This window comes from Nitrospira moscoviensis, from assembly GCF_001273775.1.
GTDB lineage: Bacteria > Nitrospirota > Nitrospiria > Nitrospirales > Nitrospiraceae > Nitrospira_D > Nitrospira_D moscoviensis.
The window spans coordinates 3,976,463-3,994,532 of sequence record NZ_CP011801.1; the positions used below are offsets into that span (position 1 = coordinate 3,976,463).

The 18,070-nt window shown below is 59.7% G+C and carries 18 protein-coding genes; 16 read left to right on the plus strand and 2 right to left on the minus strand.

The features are described from left to right. Positions 1-11 precede the first annotated feature (11 nt). From NITMOv2_RS19355 to NITMOv2_RS19415, 14 genes are all read left to right on the plus strand, one after another. Positions 12-1,376, plus strand: coding sequence for a tetratricopeptide repeat protein (locus tag NITMOv2_RS19355; protein ID WP_145976437.1), 1,365 nt, complete (start codon positions 12-14; stop codon positions 1,374-1,376). A gap of 92 nt (positions 1,377-1,468) precedes the next feature. Next, positions 1,469-1,981, plus strand: a complete 513-nt coding sequence (locus NITMOv2_RS19360; protein ID WP_145976438.1) for a hypothetical protein — start codon at positions 1,469-1,471, stop codon at positions 1,979-1,981. 246 nt (positions 1,982-2,227) lie between these two features. After that, positions 2,228-2,830, plus strand: a complete 603-nt coding sequence (locus NITMOv2_RS19365; protein ID WP_083448217.1) for an acyloxyacyl hydrolase — start codon at positions 2,228-2,230, stop codon at positions 2,828-2,830. Between the two features lie 68 nt (positions 2,831-2,898). Continuing rightward, on the plus strand, positions 2,899-4,899 hold the full coding sequence (locus NITMOv2_RS19370; RefSeq protein ID WP_053381428.1) for a glycoside hydrolase family 15 protein: 2,001 nt from the start codon (positions 2,899-2,901) through the stop codon (positions 4,897-4,899). A gap of 69 nt (positions 4,900-4,968) precedes the next feature. Then, positions 4,969-5,178, plus strand: coding sequence for a DUF2934 domain-containing protein (locus tag NITMOv2_RS19375; RefSeq protein ID WP_053381429.1), 210 nt, complete (start codon positions 4,969-4,971; stop codon positions 5,176-5,178). 145 nt (positions 5,179-5,323) lie between these two features. Continuing rightward, positions 5,324-5,611 (plus strand): mercury resistance system transport protein MerF, encoded by a 288-nt coding sequence (merF, locus tag NITMOv2_RS19380; protein ID WP_053381430.1) that lies wholly within the window; start codon positions 5,324-5,326, stop codon positions 5,609-5,611. After that, positions 5,604-5,888, plus strand: a complete 285-nt coding sequence (locus NITMOv2_RS25195; RefSeq protein WP_420799877.1) for a hypothetical protein — start codon at positions 5,604-5,606, stop codon at positions 5,886-5,888. The genes merF and NITMOv2_RS25195 overlap by 8 nt, the downstream gene beginning before the upstream one ends. A 210-nt stretch (positions 5,889-6,098) precedes the next feature. Further along, a complete protein-coding gene (locus NITMOv2_RS19385; RefSeq protein WP_238590398.1) occupies positions 6,099-6,677 on the plus strand; it encodes a Crp/Fnr family transcriptional regulator in 579 nt (192 codons plus the stop codon). 200 nt (positions 6,678-6,877) lie between these two features. Continuing rightward, the gene (gene merA, locus NITMOv2_RS19390; protein WP_053381432.1) at positions 6,878-8,542 is read left to right on the plus strand and encodes a mercury(II) reductase; all 1,665 of its coding nucleotides are present in this window, start codon (positions 6,878-6,880) and stop codon (positions 8,540-8,542) included. Positions 8,543-8,582: 40 nt separating this feature from the next. Beyond that, positions 8,583-9,128 (plus strand): hypothetical protein, encoded by a 546-nt coding sequence (locus NITMOv2_RS19395; protein ID WP_053381433.1) that lies wholly within the window; start codon positions 8,583-8,585, stop codon positions 9,126-9,128. Positions 9,129-9,172: 44 nt separating this feature from the next. Further along, complete coding sequence (locus tag NITMOv2_RS19400; RefSeq protein WP_145976439.1) at positions 9,173-9,547, plus strand: hypothetical protein; 375 nt, start codon at positions 9,173-9,175, stop codon at positions 9,545-9,547. Between the two features lie 148 nt (positions 9,548-9,695). Further along, a complete protein-coding gene (locus tag NITMOv2_RS19405; RefSeq protein ID WP_083448221.1) occupies positions 9,696-10,985 on the plus strand; it encodes a TolC family protein in 1,290 nt (429 codons plus the stop codon). Positions 10,986-11,007: 22 nt separating this feature from the next. Further along, positions 11,008-12,717 carry an efflux RND transporter periplasmic adaptor subunit gene (locus NITMOv2_RS19410; RefSeq protein ID WP_053381436.1) on the plus strand — a complete coding sequence of 570 codons (1,710 nt, stop codon included), beginning with the start codon at positions 11,008-11,010 and terminating at the stop codon, positions 12,715-12,717. A gap of 6 nt (positions 12,718-12,723) precedes the next feature. Next, complete coding sequence (locus tag NITMOv2_RS19415; protein WP_053381437.1) at positions 12,724-15,837, plus strand: efflux RND transporter permease subunit; 3,114 nt, start codon at positions 12,724-12,726, stop codon at positions 15,835-15,837. A 107-nt stretch (positions 15,838-15,944) separates the two neighbouring features. Here the strand turns inward: NITMOv2_RS19415 and NITMOv2_RS19420 are convergent, their stop codons facing one another. After that, positions 15,945-16,322, minus strand: coding sequence for a hypothetical protein (locus tag NITMOv2_RS19420; protein ID WP_053381438.1), 378 nt, complete (start codon positions 16,320-16,322; stop codon positions 15,945-15,947). A gap of 111 nt (positions 16,323-16,433) precedes the next feature. After that, a complete protein-coding gene (locus NITMOv2_RS19425; protein WP_053381439.1) occupies positions 16,434-16,790 on the minus strand; it encodes a DsrE family protein in 357 nt (118 codons plus the stop codon). A gap of 252 nt (positions 16,791-17,042) precedes the next feature. Here NITMOv2_RS19425 and NITMOv2_RS19430 point away from each other — a divergent pair, with 252 nt between their 5' ends. Together NITMOv2_RS19430 and NITMOv2_RS19435 are read left to right on the plus strand one after the other, a co-directional pair. Next, positions 17,043-17,255 (plus strand): hypothetical protein, encoded by a 213-nt coding sequence (locus tag NITMOv2_RS19430; protein WP_145976440.1) that lies wholly within the window; start codon positions 17,043-17,045, stop codon positions 17,253-17,255. Positions 17,256-17,579: 324 nt separating this feature from the next. After that, complete coding sequence (locus tag NITMOv2_RS19435; RefSeq protein ID WP_053381441.1) at positions 17,580-18,041, plus strand: CBS domain-containing protein; 462 nt, start codon at positions 17,580-17,582, stop codon at positions 18,039-18,041. The last annotated feature ends 29 nt before the right edge of the window (positions 18,042-18,070 follow it).

Consider the following 18,070-nt stretch of genomic DNA (forward strand, 5'->3'; position numbering starts at 1 on the left):
GGAGGCGTCCAGTGCCACACGTGTCAACGGTGAGTCGCCACGTCCTGATGCTCGCGCTGTTGTTGGGAAGCGTGCTGCCCGCCTCCGCCCAACTCGGCCGGCCTGAAGGGCTCTACTATAAATCCTGGGCGGTGATTGTCGCCGTCGACGACTATCTGGTTGCACCGAAGTTGACTGGCTCGGTCGCCGACGGCAAAGCCGTCGCGGACGCGCTGAAGCAGCTGGGGTTCGATGAGATCCTGGAACTGTACGATCGGGACGCCGGCTATCGCCGCGTCCAGCACCTCCTCACTCATGAACTGTTGCAGAAGGTCGGGCGCCAAGACCGGGTCGTGTTCTTTTTTGCCGGCCACACCGGGGTCACCACAGATCGACATGGACACGATCTGGGCTATCTAGTGCCGTGGGATGCTCAGGTCGGCACCCCGGCAAAGGCCATCTCGCTGGATCAGTTGAAGGAATTCGCGAATCGAGCGATGGCGAAACATGTGGTCTTTCTGTTGGATGCCGGCCTGCGCGGATGGGAAGTGACTCCGTCCCAACAACTGTCTCTGGAAGGTCGCCTCTCCCCTGAGACAGAGACGGACAAACGCGCCGTGCAAGTCCTGACCGCAGCCGACAAGGGAGAGGTCCCGGCGCGGGGCAAGCAAGCAAGCCTCTTCGTCGAGGTCCTCTCGTCTGGTTTGCAGGGCGCCGCCGATGAGAACCAGAACGGCTGGCTCATGGGCTCCGAGCTCGCCGCCTATGTCCGGCGTGTCATCGAAGCGCGGACCGTCGGCCGGCAGCATCCTCAATTTGCCCAGATCGACGGCGATGGCGATGTCATCTTCATCGAGGGCCGGAAACATCGGTTCTTTGCGAAGGCCCCGACGACGGACGCGGAACGGCTGGCGACGGCGAAAGAACTGTACGAGGAAGCCCTCTCGCTGCTGCAGAAACAGCGCCCGCCGGCGGAGGCGCTTGAGCTGCTCGATCACGCCATCGCGTACCACCCCACGTTCGGCGAGGCCTACGTGTTGAAGAGCTATATCTATCTGGACCTCGTTCCGAGATTGGACGAGGCCTTGGCTGCGGCGAACCTGGCGGTGAAGCATGCGCCGGAGAATCCGGACTCGCACTTCACGCTGGGGCTCATTTGGCAACGGAAGGGCCGGTTCCCCGAAGCGGAGCGGGCCTTCCAGCAAGCCCTCGCCGTCAATCCACGCTATAGCGACGTCTATCTGGCCCTGGGGGATCTCTATGCTGATGGTCTGAAGGATGCCTCCAAGGCTGTTGAAGCGTATCGCCACTATGTGGAAACCGGAGGAACGGATCCCCGAGCGAAGAGCATGATCGAGAAACTGGAGATGGCTCCTCGGACAAGCGGCACGCCATGACCCTGCGTCCGAGTGCGCCTGTGACACAAGGAGCCCTTGTCAGAGACCAGCATCCGCAACTTCAAGCGAGGAAGGGGGACGAGATGACCTGGATGCGACAAGGTGCCCTGGCGATGGTCTTCTTCGCCGCAACCGCTGGCGTCGCCTACGCCCAGCCCTACGAACTGAGTCAACACGACGTGATGGATGCGGCCTCGTTCACGAGCCGCGAGATCTCGCTGTTCGGCGTCACTCTCGGCGATCCTGAGACCACCGCCTCTGATCGGTTGGTGCATGAGCAGATTCCCGGTGTGAAGGCTGAACAGGAGGCAATGTTTATTCTGTTGCTGGATCAGCGGAAGCCGGTCGGGCCGATGGCCGGGGTGCGGCTGACGAACGGCAAGGTGGATTTGATCTTTATCAACAGCCGCTTCGCGGCGAGGACCCGAGGGCTGTTCCGAAGGGTGCTGACCAGTGAAAGTCCGGACGACGTCCGTAAGATCCTCGGCAAGGAAGAGGTGGGAGACGAAAACGTGATGGGGGCCGTGCTGAACTACGAGAAGCAGGGTGTGTTGGTCAACTACTTGGGCAAAGACGTGAACGTGGAATTCAGCCACTCGCCGTAACGCGTGGCTCGATCGCCTCACTCCCTTTCGGGCTAGAGAGGCGCATTCCCTTCTTCACCGTTTCCAACGCGTAAAGGTCACGACGGCATCATCCGGTGATGAACAGAACAGGTAGGATGCAAGGCCCTGCGAACAACAGAAAAGCAAGGCGGCCGAAATCACAGGCTGACCCCACAGAGAACGCCTGGAAGGGTAACGGACAAACTGCGACGTCAAGGTCGCGCCTCTCTGATTGCCGCAGCAGTCATGAGCGCGATGCTCTGGATCGATGGCGGGGTGGCGGTGGCGGAATCGTCCTTCGAGGCCCGCGACGTCGTGACGCGCGGCACCATCGAAGCAGGAGTGGCCACTGGATTCGTGCAGGGCACGACGGCGATTGGCGCTGGTTCGTCGGCCAATCGAAGTGCGGTGCTCGTCCTGCCGCGCGTGGGGATGGTGCTGACCGATCCACTGGGGACCGGCTGGTGGCAGGGCAACGTGGAACTGTTGGTCGAACCGCTCTTCGCCCGGTTTACCAAACCGTTCGCGGCCGAGGCGGCGGGAGGGTCGTTTGTCGTGAAGTACAACTTCCTCTCGTTCGGGCGGTGGATGCCGTTCTGGCACGCAGGGGCCGGGATGATTTGGACGAACCTCGCTCCGCGCATTCCCGAGCAGAGCACGCCGTTCGAGTTCGTCTTGGAGACCGGTCCCGGTGCGCACTATTTTGTGACGGACCGCATCACGTGGACGATGGGCGTGCGGTTCCATCATATTTCGAATGCAAATCTCGGAGAGCGAAATACCGGCATCAACGCGGTGCTCCCCTATGTCGGATTTTCGGTATTCCTGCCGTCAAGATGGCGCTATTGAGTCTCGGTCTTGTCGTGGGAGACTCACCACTGGTTCTGGCGGGATTCACTTTTGGAGGTCACGTCATTATGCCGAGAGACATTCCGGTCGGAAACGGCTCGCTGCTGGTGGCGTTTGATTGCGAGTATCGCATCCGCGATCTCTTTTTCCCGCACGTGGGCCTGGAGAACCATGCCGTGGGCCATGCGTTTCGGTTCGGCATCTGGGTCGATGGGCAGTGGAGCGCGATGGGTCCAGAGTGGTTGATAGAGCGGCGCTATCTTCCGGACACCTTGGTCACGGACGTGAAGGCGATGCAGGAGCGCCTCCGCCTGGAACTGCTCTGCCACGATGCCGTGGACTTCCATGAACACGTCTATCTGAAAAAGATCATCGTAAAGAACCCCACTGACCAGCCACGCGAGGTGCGCCTGTTCTTCAGCCACGACTTCCATCTCTCCGGCACGGAGGTGGGCGATACCGCGTACTTCGACCCCCGGACTCAAGCCGTGATTCACTACAAGGGCCGGCGATATTTCTTGCTCAACTGCTGCAATCCCACCGCATGCGGGGTCCAATATTACGCCTGCGGGCTCAAGGAAACGCAAGGACTCGAAGGGACCTGGAAGGACGCCGAGGATGGCCGCCTTTCGGGCAACGCTATTGCCCATGGCTCCGTGGATTCCACGGTCGGGATCGCCCTCCAGGTGCCGGCCCATGGTCAGGGGGTTGTGCACTATTGGATCTGTGCCGGCACCACCTACCGAGAAGTGGTCACTCTGGACCAGGTCGTCCGGGAGAAGACACCGGAAAATCTGCTCCGGCGCACTGAGAACTACTGGAAGCTGTGGGTCAACAAGGGCCTGTGTCCTGCATGGGAGAAGCTGTCGGCCAAGGTGTTCCGCTTGCTCAAGCAGAGCCTACTGATTGTGCGCACGCAAATTGACAATGGCGGCGCGATCATTGCCGCGAATGACACCGACACGTTCCTGTTCGCGCGGGACACCTATTCCTATCTGTGGCCGCGGGATGGCGCCTTCGTCGCGGCAGCGCTGATCACAGCCGGGTATTCCGAAATCTCGCGACGCTTCTTCAACTTCTGCGCCCGCATCATCGAGCCGGAGGGGTACTTCCTCCATAAATTCAGTCCGGACGGCTCCGTGGGCAGTTCCTGGCATCCCTGGTGGCGCGACGGGCATCCTGAACTCCCGATCCAGGAAGACGAGACGGCGCTCGTCGTCTGGGCGCTCTGGCGACATTTTGAACATTTTCACGATGTGGAGTTCATCAAGCCCCTGTACCGCAGCCTCATCGTCAGGGCCGCCGAGTTCCTCGCGCATTACCGCAATGAGGACACAAAACTCCCGGAGCCGTCCTATGACTTGTGGGAGGAGCGTCGTGGCGTCCACACCTTCACGGTCTCGACGGTCATCGCCGGGCTGCGCGCCGCCGCAAACTTCGCCGGGGCCTTCGGTGAAACCGACCTGGCCACCAAGTACCGCCTCGTCGCTGACGACATGACCGAGGCCCTGCGGCGGCACCTCTTCCATCATGATCTCAACCGGTTCGCCCGGGCCGCGTACCCTACGCCATCGGGAGACTATGAGTTGGATACGACGATCGACGCCAGCCTTGTCGCCCTGTGGTACTTCGGCGTTCTCGCTCCCAATGACCCCCTGGTGGAGTCCACGATGGAGGCAGTCCATGAGCGGCTGTGGGTGAAAACCGGCATCGGCGGAGTGGCTCGGTATGAGGGTGATGCCTACCACCAGGTGGAGCGGAGTGATCGTCAACAGGTACCCGGCAATCCCTGGTTCATCTGCACGCTCTGGTGGGCCCAGTATCTCATTACTCGCGCTCAGCAGACTTCCGACCTCCAAGAGGCGCTCAGGCTCCTGGAATGGGTTGCCGATCACGCGCTCCCGTCGGGGGTCCTTGCGGAACAGGTGAATCCCTACACAGGAGAACCGCTCTCCGTCTCGCCACTGACGTGGAGCCATGCACAATTTGTTATCGCCGCGCTCGAATGGTTAGAGAAGCGCAGGGCGCTGCACAGGGAAGCCGGTCCACCACTGGCAACGACGGGCTGAACTTTCACAAGCCTGATTGGGCCAATGGTCTTCAACCAGCGAGAGAGTGATTCCACAAAGGAGGGCGGGATGGCACACAAAAACCACGACAAGACGGTCGACAAGAAGACTGAGTCGGAGAGACCGGACCAAGACCAGCTGCGCGAAGAAATTCAGCAACTGGCCTACACGCTCTTCTGCCAGTGCAGCTATGAACACGGGCACGACATTGAGCACTGGGTCGAGGCGGAACGCCGAGTCCTCGAACGGTACCAGGCAAGACGCAAGACGCGCGTATAGCCCGCCGCGCAGCGACTTGACTCGTGACTCCAGTACAGAGTGTACCCTGGATTCATTGGATGGCGGCGGTCAGCGAGGACACACCTCCACATGGCAGATCGGACATGGATCAACACCTGAGTAGCGAGACAAAAATGAGACCATGATGGACCAGAACCGACGGAAGCGGTGGGTATGGGCCGGTGAGATCGGGGCAGCCGTGGTCGCGCTGTGCTGCGTCACGCCGGTACTCGTCGTGCTGCTCGGGGCGCTCGGGCTCGTGGCGCTGACAGGCTATCTGGACTACGTCTTGCTCCCAGCGCTGGTCGTGTTTCTGGCGATGATCGTCTATGGACTGTTTGGACCACGGGCCAGCATCGGACATCAGTGTTGTGCGGCAGATTCGAAAACGACCTCTGCTGCCGACACAACATGTGAGGCGAAGCATGGATGATTGCTGCCGGAATCTCCAGCCGAGGCCTGTACAGAAGCAGACAGGGCGTTGCCACTCCTGCAATCAGCGGGGAAAGCCGGTGGCTCACGAGACGGTCGAAGCGCTCATCAAGCCAGAGTTCCGTGACACCGTGAATGGGAGGGCCTATGCCTCTGCGCGACCCCGACCTGTTAAGCCGATAAACCGATTGACCGGCAATTGCGCAACCGTAAGTCGGCGAGTGCACCAGGGGAGCGAGTGGGAACATTCAACGCGGTCTAATTTTCTGGAGGCCTGAGTGATACCGGCGGTGCGCGGAAAAGCAGACGACATGAGGACGCATCCAACGTCTTGTGGCGGGGAACCGAGCCATCTACGGCTCCGAACCATCATCAACGTCATGGACCGTCCACACGCCGCCCCCAACACGCTCTGCGATCTCAAACACATCCGATTGTGCGATGGAATGACAGCGGCCGAGGTACAGGACTTGGAACGAATCGCCCGCATGCAGGAAGTGAAAAAGCGACAGCCGCTCTACCTTCCCGGAGATCCCAGTCGCAACGTGTACCTACTCACACAAGGGCGGATCATCCTCACGAACATCGGTGCCGGCGGCAAAGTCGTGACCGTGGAAATCCTGGAGCCGGGGGACGTTTTTGGAGAGCTGGAAGCGCTGGAAAGAGTGCCGCGCGAAACAGCAGCTGAAGCACTGGGCAATGCCGTGATCTGCGTTCTTCCCTGGAAAGACTTCCGCCATTACCTTGCAAAATATCCGAATATCAGTTTGAAGCTGACACAGTTGATCGGTTTACGGTTAAGGCGTACCCACAGCCGCATCGAAGACTTGGTGTGCCGGACTGTGGCGGCGCGGTTGGCTCATTTGCTGTTCGAACTGAGCCAGAGCGAGGAGTCAAGAGGTATTCGGACCACATTGACCCACCAGGACCTGGCGAACTTGATCGGCTGCAGCCGTGAAACGGTGAGCAACGGCCTCGGCCGGTTTCGTAACCAGGGTCTGATTCGCCTCAATGGCCGCACCGTCACTATCGTCGATGAAAACGGTTTGTCTACCCTCCTCGGTTAAGGCGGATCGACTCATCTACGATGTACAAACCACCGTGAGGAACCACGGCAGGCCGGTGTTCAATCTGCGAGAGGAAGTTATCGGGATGGGCGGGACGAACTTCGCGGGGCCGATCCGCTTCGGTCATGAAGCGCTGAGAGGAAGTGCGTAAGACGGACCGGGTAGCAACCGAGCCTGTGTTTCACAAAGGAGGAGCTATCATGAGCGATCGAGTCCACGTACGGTTACGAGTCGAAGGAATGACCTGCGACGGCTGCGCACGGCATGTCGCCGAGGCGCTGAACTCCGTGCTCGGGGTTGAGCAGGCGCAAGTTGGGTCCTGGCGGACGGGACAGGCGACGGTTGTGGCAAGCGGCGAGATAGGGGATCACGCCTTGGTGGACGCAGTCCGAAAAGCAGGTTATCACGGCGTGATTGTGGAACGTCGGCCGCTTGAGCCAACTCGTCTGGTTCCGTTTTCCAAGGGACGGGACTACGATCTGATGACGATCGGCGGCGGGTCGGCAGCCTTTGCCGCGGCCATCAAGGCCGCAGAGCTGGGTGCTCGAGTCGCGATTGTGGAAAAAGGAACCATCGGCGGGACCTGCGTGAATATCGGTTGTGTGCCCTCCAAAACGCTGATCAAAGCGGCCGAGCTCTGCTACCACTCGGCCTATCCGCGGTTTGAAGGATTGACCGCCTGCCCGCCTCCTTCAGACTGGCAGCGCGTGGTGCAGCAGAAAGACGAATTGGTGACGGCGTTGCGCCAAGGGAAATATGTCGATGTGGCCGCAGTCTATCCCACCATCACCATTCTGAAAGGAGACGCCATGCTTCTGGGCGGACGCCATGTGCGCGTCAATGGCACCGCCTATGAGCCGGAGAAGATCGTGGTCGCGACAGGCTCTTCGCCTTGGGCGCCGCCGATACCGGGGCTTCAAGAAGCCGGTTTTCTCACTAGCGAGCAGGCGCTCGGCCTGGAGACGCTTCCGGCGTCGCTGATCATCATCGGCGGAGGCAGTATCGGCCTGGAGTTTGCCCAGCTCTTCACGCGATTCGGCGTCCAAGTGATGGTGCTGGAAAGCGGGCCACACGTGGCGAGAGCGGAGGAACCGGAGATCGGGCAAGCGCTCGTTCGTTACCTGGAAGATGAAAAGGTCCGGATCTGCACGAACATCACAATCAATCAGGTCGAGCGTCGAGATGGAGGCTACTTCGTGCACACCGAGACAAACGGGAAGCCGGAGATTTGCCGGGCAGAACGCCTGCTGGTTGCCACTGGCCGGCGCCCCAACACCGGTGGATTTGGGCTGGAAGCGGCTGGGGTGAGGCTGGGAGCCAAGGGCGAGATCATGGTGAACGACCACTTGCAGACGAGCAATCCCGATATCTACGCGGCAGGCGACTGTATTGGTGATCCCATGTATGTGTATGTCGCCGCGTATGCTGGTGGACTGGCAACCGAAAACGCGCTCAGCGGCGTCGGTAGAGTATTCGATCTCACGGCCTTGCCGCACGTCACGTTCACCGATCCGCAGATCGCGAGCGTCGGTCTGACCGAGCGACAAGCGAGGGAGAAAGGGCTTCGCGTGCACACCTCGCTGCTACCGCTTGAGCATGTCCCAAGGGCGCGGGCGTCCAGGAATACCAAAGGCCTTATTAAGCTGGTCGCTGAGGAAGAAACCGGGCGATTGGTGGGCGCACACGTTCTCGCAGCCGAAGCGGGTGAGGTGATCCAGGAGGCCACCCTCGCCATCCGGTTTGGGCTGACTGTGCAGGACGTGGCCGACACATTTCATCCATACCTGACGATGGTGGAAGGGCTCAAGCTGGCCGCGCTGACGTTCAAGAAGGATGTGAGCAAGCTGTCGTGCTGTGCCGCGTAAGAACAATCCAACCAACAGGAACAAGAGGAGGAACCCGACGATGAAACGCATGTCCTACGCTCATGTAATGATGCTCGCGATGGTCGTTGTGGCGATGTGGCTGTCACCAGTATCGGCTCAAGAAGTCGCCGCCAAGCGAATCCTGATCCACATGAAAACCTCACTGGCCCTGGATGACGCCCAGATCTGTGCGGTCCCTAACGTGGCGTGGGCAGCAGTGAAGGCCGGGCATAAGGTGACGATTCTGGTGGATGCGAGCGCTGTCACGTCGGTGACAAAAGGCTTCGGGTGGTTCAGGAAGCTCGTTGGCTCCGAGTCAACTGCACTGGATCGCGCTGGCTTGCCGGAGCGAGAGCGGCAGAGCCTTTCCGAACAGATGGGCGTCCCGCTGGAGCAGGTCCCGCACAATTACGGCGAGTACTTCGATGTTCTCAAAAACAAGCTGGGCGTCGAGGTTTACGGCAACCAGACGATGATGCTGCTCTACAACATTGATCCAGCACGGGTCGCCTCTTCAGTGACTCCCGTTCCGCTGGCCAAGATGGTAGATGTGTTTGCGTCCGCCGATCGAGTAATTGTGTATTAGAAATACCGTTGATTGTTAAGCTGGACGAGGGATAGACTGACGCCATGCGAATGCGTTCCCATTGCTCCCGGTCTTTTCTCGCCGGGACCATCGTGGTGTTCTTGCTGGCGTTCAGCTTCAATGCGTACGCCTGTCTCATCCCGTTGTCCGGAACCTCCGATGCCTCGATGTCGAATGGGTGTTCGACCCCCACTGAGCAACCGGCTCGGCAATTGTGCGACGCCTTCAAAACTCTGGGGGTCGAGTCCGGCTCCCAGTCATCTTCGTTGCTCGTGGACCATCATCTCCTGGCTGACCACGCGCTGGCTACACTGCCGGCCGTGAGCCAGCAATTCCAACGCATCTTCCACCGATATCAGCCTCTCGAATCGAGTTCGCCCCCGCATCAGTCTCTCGCAACCACCGTGCTTCGCATCTGATCTCCCCGCTTCTTCCGTAACCATTCCACCATCACGTTCTCTGCCCGTCGCTGGGCCGTGGCTCATCCAGTCCTTACTTCCGTTCAAGGATAGGAGCCAGGGGTTCGCAATAGTACCGGGCAGACAAACCTTTGGGGAGGACCGTCACATGACTTGGTCAACTCGGTTTTGGTTGCTCACCATCATGGTCGTGAGCCTGGCCTTCTGGACAGGTGAACGCCACATCGCCTATGCAGTCGATCAGACTCCACGATCGTCATTAGGATTACCAGACTTGATCCAGGAAGCCCTGGCTCGGAATCCTGAGATTGTCGCTGCACGGCAACAATGGGAAGCGGCCTTGCAACGGATTACGCAGGCGCGGTCGCTGGATGACCCCACCCTGTCAGTCCAGTTGTGGAATGTCCCGCAGACCTTCAACGTCACGCAGGCACAGAACAGTATCTTCGGTCTTTCGCAGAATCTCCCATTCCCCGGCAAACTCGCGCTCAAAGGCGACGTGGCGAGTCGTTCGGCCGAGATGACCGAGCAGGCGCTGCGTGCGAAGGAACGGGAGTTAGTCGCCCGCCTCAAGCAGGCCTACTACGATCTGTTCCTCACACACAAGGCGATCCAGATTCATCATGAACAAGTCGAGCTGCTCGGACAGTTCGTCGAGAGTACGACCGCGAAGTTCCGTACGGGCAAGGGAGCCCAGACCGACGTCCTCAAGGCCCAGATCGAGTTGTCCCTGCTGTTCCAGCAGCTTCCCATCCTGGAACAGCGTCGCGAGACCGCCGAAGCGATGCTGAATACGCTGCTGGATCGGGATGCCACCTCACCGTTGGGCATCCCTCAAGAGCCGTCTCAGATCCCACTCGACAAAACTCTCGACGATCTCCACCGTCTCGCGCTGCACGAGAGACCGGAGCTCAAAGCCGCCGAGCTGGCCGTGCAACGGAACGAGCAGTCCCGTGCGCTGGCCCAGCGTCAGTACTACCCGGACTTCAATGTGGCGTTTCAGCGCTTCCAGAACTTTCAGACCAACGACGGATTCGGCGCCTATGTGGCGATGAGCATCCCCTTCGCGCTTTGGACCAAACCGAAGTATGACGCAGGCGTGCAGGAGGCCGCGGCGGCGCTCTCGGCCGCGCGGGCACAACACCATACCTTAGAAAACCTGACCCGTTTTCAGGTCAAAGACCTCCTGACCAGGCTCCGGGCGACTGACCAGGTGACCACGTTGTACCGCACCACCATCTTGCCACAGGTCGAGCAGAGCCTGGACGCGGCGCGCGTCGGGTATCGTGCGGGCAGAGCAGGGTTTCTGGATCTGATTGAAGCCCAGCGGGTGTGGCGAGGATCTCAGCTTGAGTATTTCAAAGCGCTCGTGGACCGACAGCATCGGCTGGCTGAACTCGAACAGGTCGTCGGCATCACTCTCGATCGGCAGAGCTAACGCAGCCTTCAAGGAGGAGCACATGAACCAGCAGCTCTATAAAAACACTCTCATAGTCGGTGCCGTGGCGATTGGTGTGATCGCTGGAGTCGCCGTCGGCTTCTTCGCCGCTCACAGAATGATGGGTGACATGGCCGGGATGACAGCGAAGAAAGGGGGCGGCTCACCACTCTCGCAACATGCGGGTGAGATGAGAGGCCTGACGCAGGTGAATACGAAGGAGAGGCCCATGCAGGACATGCCAGGTATGTCCGCAGCGTCGTCTGGGGCTGTGGCCATTCCCGCTGTGGCGAGACAGTTGATCGGGGTTCGGAGTGCCCCAGTCACCTACGCGTCCTTGGGGCAAGAGATTCGCGCGGTCGGTACAGTCGGCTACGACGAACGTGGCTTGACTCAGGTCACCGTGAAAACCTCCGGGTGGGTGCGAGAAGTCTTCGTCGATTCGATCGGTCGCCCTGTACGCAAAGGCGAACCCCTCTTTACCTTTTACTCACCGGACCTCCTGGCCACGCAGGACGAGTATCTCCTTGCCGTGAGAACGCAGGTTCAACTGGCTGCGAGTCCTCTCGCTGAAGTCAAAGCCAACGCAGGCTCCCTCGTGGCGAGTTCGCGAGAGCGCTTGCGACTGTGGGACGTGACCGATCTGCAAATTGCCACGCTGGAACATCGAGGGACCGCGGAGCCGGTGCTCACGGTCTATGCCCCAGCCGATGGGTTCGTCCTCGCTCGAGAGGCCTTCCCAGGAAAGTACGTGGAGCCAGGCACGACGCTGTATGAAGTGGCGGATCTCTCCACGATTTGGATCTCTGCCGACATTTATGAATCCGAGGTCGCGGCGGTGAGGCTCAACCAACCAGCTTCAGTCACGTTTGCCGCCTATCCAGGAACCACCTTTCACGGCAAGGTTGCCTATGTTTACCCCTCGTTGAACATCGACACCCGTACGGTGCGCGTGCGGGTGGAATTGCCGAATCCTGGGCTGAAGCTGAAGCCCGGCATGTACGGGAACGTACTCGTACAGACGGATGCGGTCCGCACCTTAGTCGTGCCGAAGGAGGCAGTCCTGGAGACGGGGCTTCGTCAACTCGTGTTCTTGGATCGGGGGCAAGGCCGTTATGAGCCGGCGTCAGTCAAGCTGGGACGTCGGAGCCAGGATGATGTGGAAGTCTTGGAGGGACTCAAGGGAGGAGATCGCATCGTCACCTCGGCCAATTTCTTGTTGGATGCAGAGAGCAAGTTGACCTCGGCGTCGAGCATGCAGGCCATGATGGGTCGGATCGGCATGGCCGATTGGCAGATGCGCGGCGCGCATGAGGGCAAGATGGAAGGGATGGAAGGTATGCAGGGGATGGGCGATATGGCAGGGATGAAGGGCATGGAGCTAGCGCCTGTGATCGTGGTCATGGAGCCCCGACAGGCTGGCGGTCTGACTCTGTCTTTGAGCACTGTGCCTGAAAAGCCAAAGGCCGGAGAGATTCTGCTCCGGCTCAATGTGACGGATCAGGTCGGCAAGCCGGTGACCAATGCGCAAGTCATGTTCGTCTATACCATGCCGATGCCGGGCATGAGTGATTCCAAGGCGACGGCTCGCCACACCAAGGATGGACTCTACGAAGGGACGGTGAGGTTCGGCATGGGCGGCACCTGGGTGGTGACGGTCAATCTGACGGTACCAGGGCGCCCGCCCATTGCCGAAAAGTTTCAGTTCTCGGTCGGCGACGGGGGCAGGTAATCGATCATGATCGCGCGACTCATTGAAGGAAGCGCCCGCAATCCCATCCTGGTCATCCTTTGTGTGTTGCTGTTGGCAGCCTGGGGAGTCTGGGCGGTATTGCAGGTTCCGCTGGATGCGATCCCGGATCTGTCCGATGTCCAGGTGATCATCTACACCGAGTGGCAGGGGCGCAGCCCCACGTTGATGGAAGACCAGGTTACGTATCCAATCGTCACGTCTCTGCTTGCCGGGCCGAGAGTCAAACGGGTCCGAGGGGTCTCGGAATACGGAGTCTCCTATGTGTACGTGATCTTCGAAGATCGGACGGACTTGTACTGGGCAAGAAGTCGTGTACTGGAATATCTACAGAAGTTGACCGGGAAGTTGCCCTCCGGAGTCGCACCGACTCTAGGCCCTGATGCGACCGGCGTCGGGTGGGTGTATCAGTATGCACTGGTCGATGAGTCTGGCACACACGATCTGGCGCAACTCCGCAGCCTTCAGGACTGGTACCTGCGCTACCAACTCGAAAGTGTGCCTGGAGTGGCAGAAGTATCCGCGGTCGGCGGGTTCGTCAAGCAGTATCAAATCGAAGTGGACCCGAACACGTTGGCCGCCTACCGATTACCGATCAAGACGATCATTGAAGCGGTCCGGAACAGTAATGCGGAGGTGAGCGGGCGAGTCCTAGAAATGGCCGGCACCGAATACGTGATTCGAGGGCGAGGTTACCTGCGATCTGTGGAGGATATTGAGCTGATCCCCGTCGGGACAGATGGCCGCGGGACGCCCATCTTGATCCGGGATATTGCCCATGTCCACGTCGGGCCAGACCAGCGTCGGGGCATCGCCGAGTTGGACGGCAAGGGCCAGACGGTGGGCGGCATCGTGATTATGCGAGCCGGAGAGAACGCGCTCGCCGTGATCGATCGAATCAAAGCCAGGCTGGCAGAGATCACGCCGGCCCTGCCGAAGGGCGTCCACATCGTTCCCGCCTATGACCGGTCTGATCTGATTCATCGGGCCATTGCCGTACTGCGTGAGAAGTTGGTGGAGGAGAGCATCATCGTCAGCCTGGTCACCATCGTCTTTCTGTTTCACCTGCGCAGCGCCCTCGTGGCGATTCTCATCCTGCCTGTAGCAGTCCTGCTCGCCTTCATCCCAATGGCCTATCTGAACATCACGTCCAGCATCATGTCGCTCGGTGGGATTGCCATTGCCATCGGCGCGATGGTGGATGCCGCCATCGTCATGGTGGAAAACGCGCACAAGCGGTTAGAACAACATCCTCATTCGGACAGGATCGAGACCATCATTGCGGCGGCCAAGGAAGTCGGCCGGTCCTTGTTCTTCTCGCTGCTGGTGATCGCCGTGTCATTCTTACCGATCTTTGCACTGGAATCACAGGAGGGCCGACTGTTTACACCGTTGGCCTATACGAAAACGTTTGCCATGCTCTTTGCGACGGCGCTCTCGGTGACGTTAGCTCCTGTGCTGATGGTCCTCCTCATCCGGGGGCGCATTCGAGCAGAAACCAAAAATCCGTTGAACAGACTGTTGATCGCGCTGTATCGACCCATCCTCTCCGGCGCGCTGCGCGTCCGGTGGCTGACACTCGGGGTGGCAGTGGCGGCGGTCGGGCTCACGGTGCCGGTATTCATGCGTCTGGGGGCGGAGTTCATGCCGCCGCTGAACGAGGGAACGATCCTGTACATGCCGACCACCGTCCCTGGTCTCTCCATCCCCGAAGCGGCCAAGGTGTTGCAGGTCCAGGACCAGTTGCTCACGACCTTTCCGGAAGTGGAACGGGTGTTCGGCAAGATGGGGAAGGCCCCGACCGCCACCGATCCGGCCTTCGTGGGAATGGCCGAGATCACGGTTACTCTCAAACCGGAAGCGCAATGGCGGCCCGGCATGACGTGGGAGCGTTTATTGGATGAAATGGATGCCAAGCTGCGCATTCCTGGATTTCCGAACATCTGGTGGATGCCGATTCAGACCCGGACCGAGATGATCACAACCGGCGTGCGCAGCCCGGTCGGCATCAAAGTCTTGGGGCCGGACTTGAAGACGATTGAGAAAATCGGCGTAGAGGTCGAACAGGCTTTAGGGCCCGTGCCTGGCACGAAAAGCGCCTTTGCTGAACGGCTCAACGAGGGGTATTACCTGGATCTGATCGTGAACCGACGCGAGGCGGCCCGCTATGGCTTGACGGTGGGAGATGTGCAAGCGGTCATTACCACAGCCATCGGGGGAGAAACCGTAACGACGACGGTCGAGGGGCGGGAACGATATCCAGTGAATGTGCGCTACAAGCGCGAACTACGCGATGACCCAGACCGGCTCAAGAGGGTACTGATTCCCACGCCGAGCGGCGCGCAGGTTCCGCTCGGACAAATTGCAGATCTCGTCATCACGCAGGGGCCGCCGTCGATTGCGGATGAGGCGGGAGCGCTGGCCGGTTTGGTCTCGGTCGCGGTCAGCGACCGCGATCTTCGCGGCTACGTCGAAGACGCCCAACGCGCGGTGCGAGACCGGGTAAAGTTACCTCCTGGCTACCGGATGATCTGGACCGGTCAATACGAGCATCTGGTGCGGGCCGAAGAACGATTAAAGCTCGTGGTTCCTGTGACCCTGGCCTTGATCCTCTTGCTCCTGTATCTCAATTTCCGCTCTCTCGCGAAATCGCTGATCGTCTTGCTGTCCGTCCCCTTCGCCGCGATCGGGGCCATCTGGTATCTCGACTATCTGGGCTACAACCTCAGCGTGGCGGTTTGGGTGGGCATCATCGCCCTAGCCGGCGTGGCGGCGGAGACGGGCGTGGTCATGCTCGTCTATCTCGATGAGGCCTATGAGCGGCGGGTACGCGAAGGTCGCATGACGACGACACAGGATCTACGAGAAGCCGTTCTGGAAGGAGCGGTCCAAAGGGTACGGCCAAAGATGATGACAGTCGCCGCGATTATGGGCGGATTGCTCCCCATTATGTGGACCACTGGGACGGGCGCGGACGTCATGAAACGCATCGCGGCACCGATGATCGGCGGGATGGTCAGCTCGACAGTGCTCACGCTGCTCGTGATTCCGATCCTCTATGCCTTGTGGCGCGGACAATGGTCAAGACCTGGCATCAGGTGACGATTCTGGTGGATGCGCATCGGTGCGCTGGGGGCACTGTGAGGTGGCCCCGATCTCGCTGGGGCAATAAGCGCTCCGGAGTGCCGTCGGCCTGCACGAAGTGGCTGTTAGAGGCGTTTCCGGTTTCTGAAGTAGGTCCAGGCGTCAATCGTATCGAGCACCAAGGAGATGGCCATGGAGACCGACAAGACCAGCAAATAGCGTTTGAAGGACGCCTCAGCGGCAGAAATCTGCGTGACAACATAGGCCAGGAGCGGAATCCAAGGGACGTGGCCGAGCCCAAGGACCTTAGTGAATCCATATCGCGCATAGAGCCCCATCATCAGCATCGCGCTCGCGAGAAAATTCATGAAGATGAGCTGGGCGACCGCTTCCTGCCAGAAGGCGAGACTCGCCATGTTGACGAGCATGAGAAACAAGACCCACAGGGAGACCCAGAGGGGCTGCTGGATCAATTCGATAAAAAATCGTAACGGGTTTCTCATGGCCTGGTTTCCTTCCGATGATGGGGATCGGCAGTGTGTTGATGCTCACTGCAAGGGGCGGACACCCGGCCGTGGAGATTGCGCCGTCCGGATGTCCGATGGTTCACGAAATTAGAATGTGATGACCTGATACCCCTGGGACACGAGCTTCTTGAAGCTCGGATGACCGTCGTATTCTCCCGCCAGCTTCACGCCGCAGGCCACGACCTGATCCTTCACACCGAACGCGCCGGCGCAAAAGTCGCACGCCCCACTGATTCGATCCTTCACCGCCACATAGAGCCCGTGGGCCCTATGATCGGGCTTCTCCAGTTCCGGAATCCACTTGGGCCCGGCGCCATCGAAAATGAGCTGGACGTCGTCGTGGGCGTCCTTGAACTCTTTGACGGCTTCCATTGCGTTGACCACACGTCCCAATCCTTCATGGGTGTCTGTGTCGGCTAACACAATAATGGCGACTTTGGCCATGCTGCACTCCTTTCATAACGAACAGGTGAATATTAAGAACTCTCTCCGTCTCATCGGTGGGACGGCCGCGGCGTGATCCCGCAATAAGTTTTGCACTCTACTGCGGAGCACTCAGAAGTTCTGTGGGCTGGATTACAAGTGCACGAAGAAAGAATGGAGAACACGTGAGGTACCTTACAGATCGGCGGCGAGACACCTGCTAGCATCGGGCTCAGGATAGCCACATGTTTCCCATCCACAAGGAGGTGAATCGTGACCTGTGAACGATGCAACGGGCTGATGGTGCAGGAGCGGATCTGCGATCTCGAAGGGAGGAGCAGCAGCCTGTGCGTGGACGGTTATCGCTGCCTGCTCTGCGGTGATCTGGTCGATGCGCTGATTCTTGAACACCGAAAACGATCCACGGCTTCAGCCGAGTCCATTCAGTTCACCAGTCCCCGTATGCCGCGGCTCGTCGCGGCCTAACGTGAGCGCGATCAAAACCCAGCCCATGCATCCCGTTCGACAGGGAGGCCCGCCATGACCGTTCTCGACGACCCAGTAATGGCCTTACGTATTCAGCTCCACCAACTCCCCTGTCCGACTTGTGGAGCCCACGAACTGATGCCGAAACTTCAGTGTGATTACTATCCTGATGGTTGCCTCTGGTTTGTGTACTGCGGCCATTGCCAGTCGCAGTACCACTTGGATCATCGGACTGTGCCTGCCGGGGAACAGCGCCCGAGCGGCTCGGGCATCGGAAACCAGACCAGCATCTCAGGCCTATGAGCGAAACGAAGGGAGGCTTCCATGCGAATCCATGAGGTGATGTCTACGGGAGTCGTCACAAGCATCCCGATAGAAACCGTGCGGGACGTGGTCGTGAAAATGCTAAGCCGGCATTGCGGGGCCATTCCAATCGTCAGTGCCAATCAGGAATTACTCGGGATCGTCACGCTGCGCGACGTCATGCTGCCGATGTATCCCAACTATGGCGACTACATTCATGATGCGGTGCACAGCCGGGACTTTCTGGAAATGGAGCACAACTATCCCGAGGTGCTGGGAAAGAAGGCCGAGGAGATCATGGTACGCAACCCGCTGACGGTCTCACCGGAAACACCCATCCTTGAAGCGGCGTCGTATATGGGGTTGAAGAATTTTCGCCGTCTTCCGGTCGCCGACCACGGCACGCTCGTCGGCATGGTCAGCATCGGCGACATTCACCGAGGCCTCTTTTTTGCGCGTGGTGGCTGCGAAGTAGACGCATGAGTCACCAGCCATCCCCATACGGTTCAAGG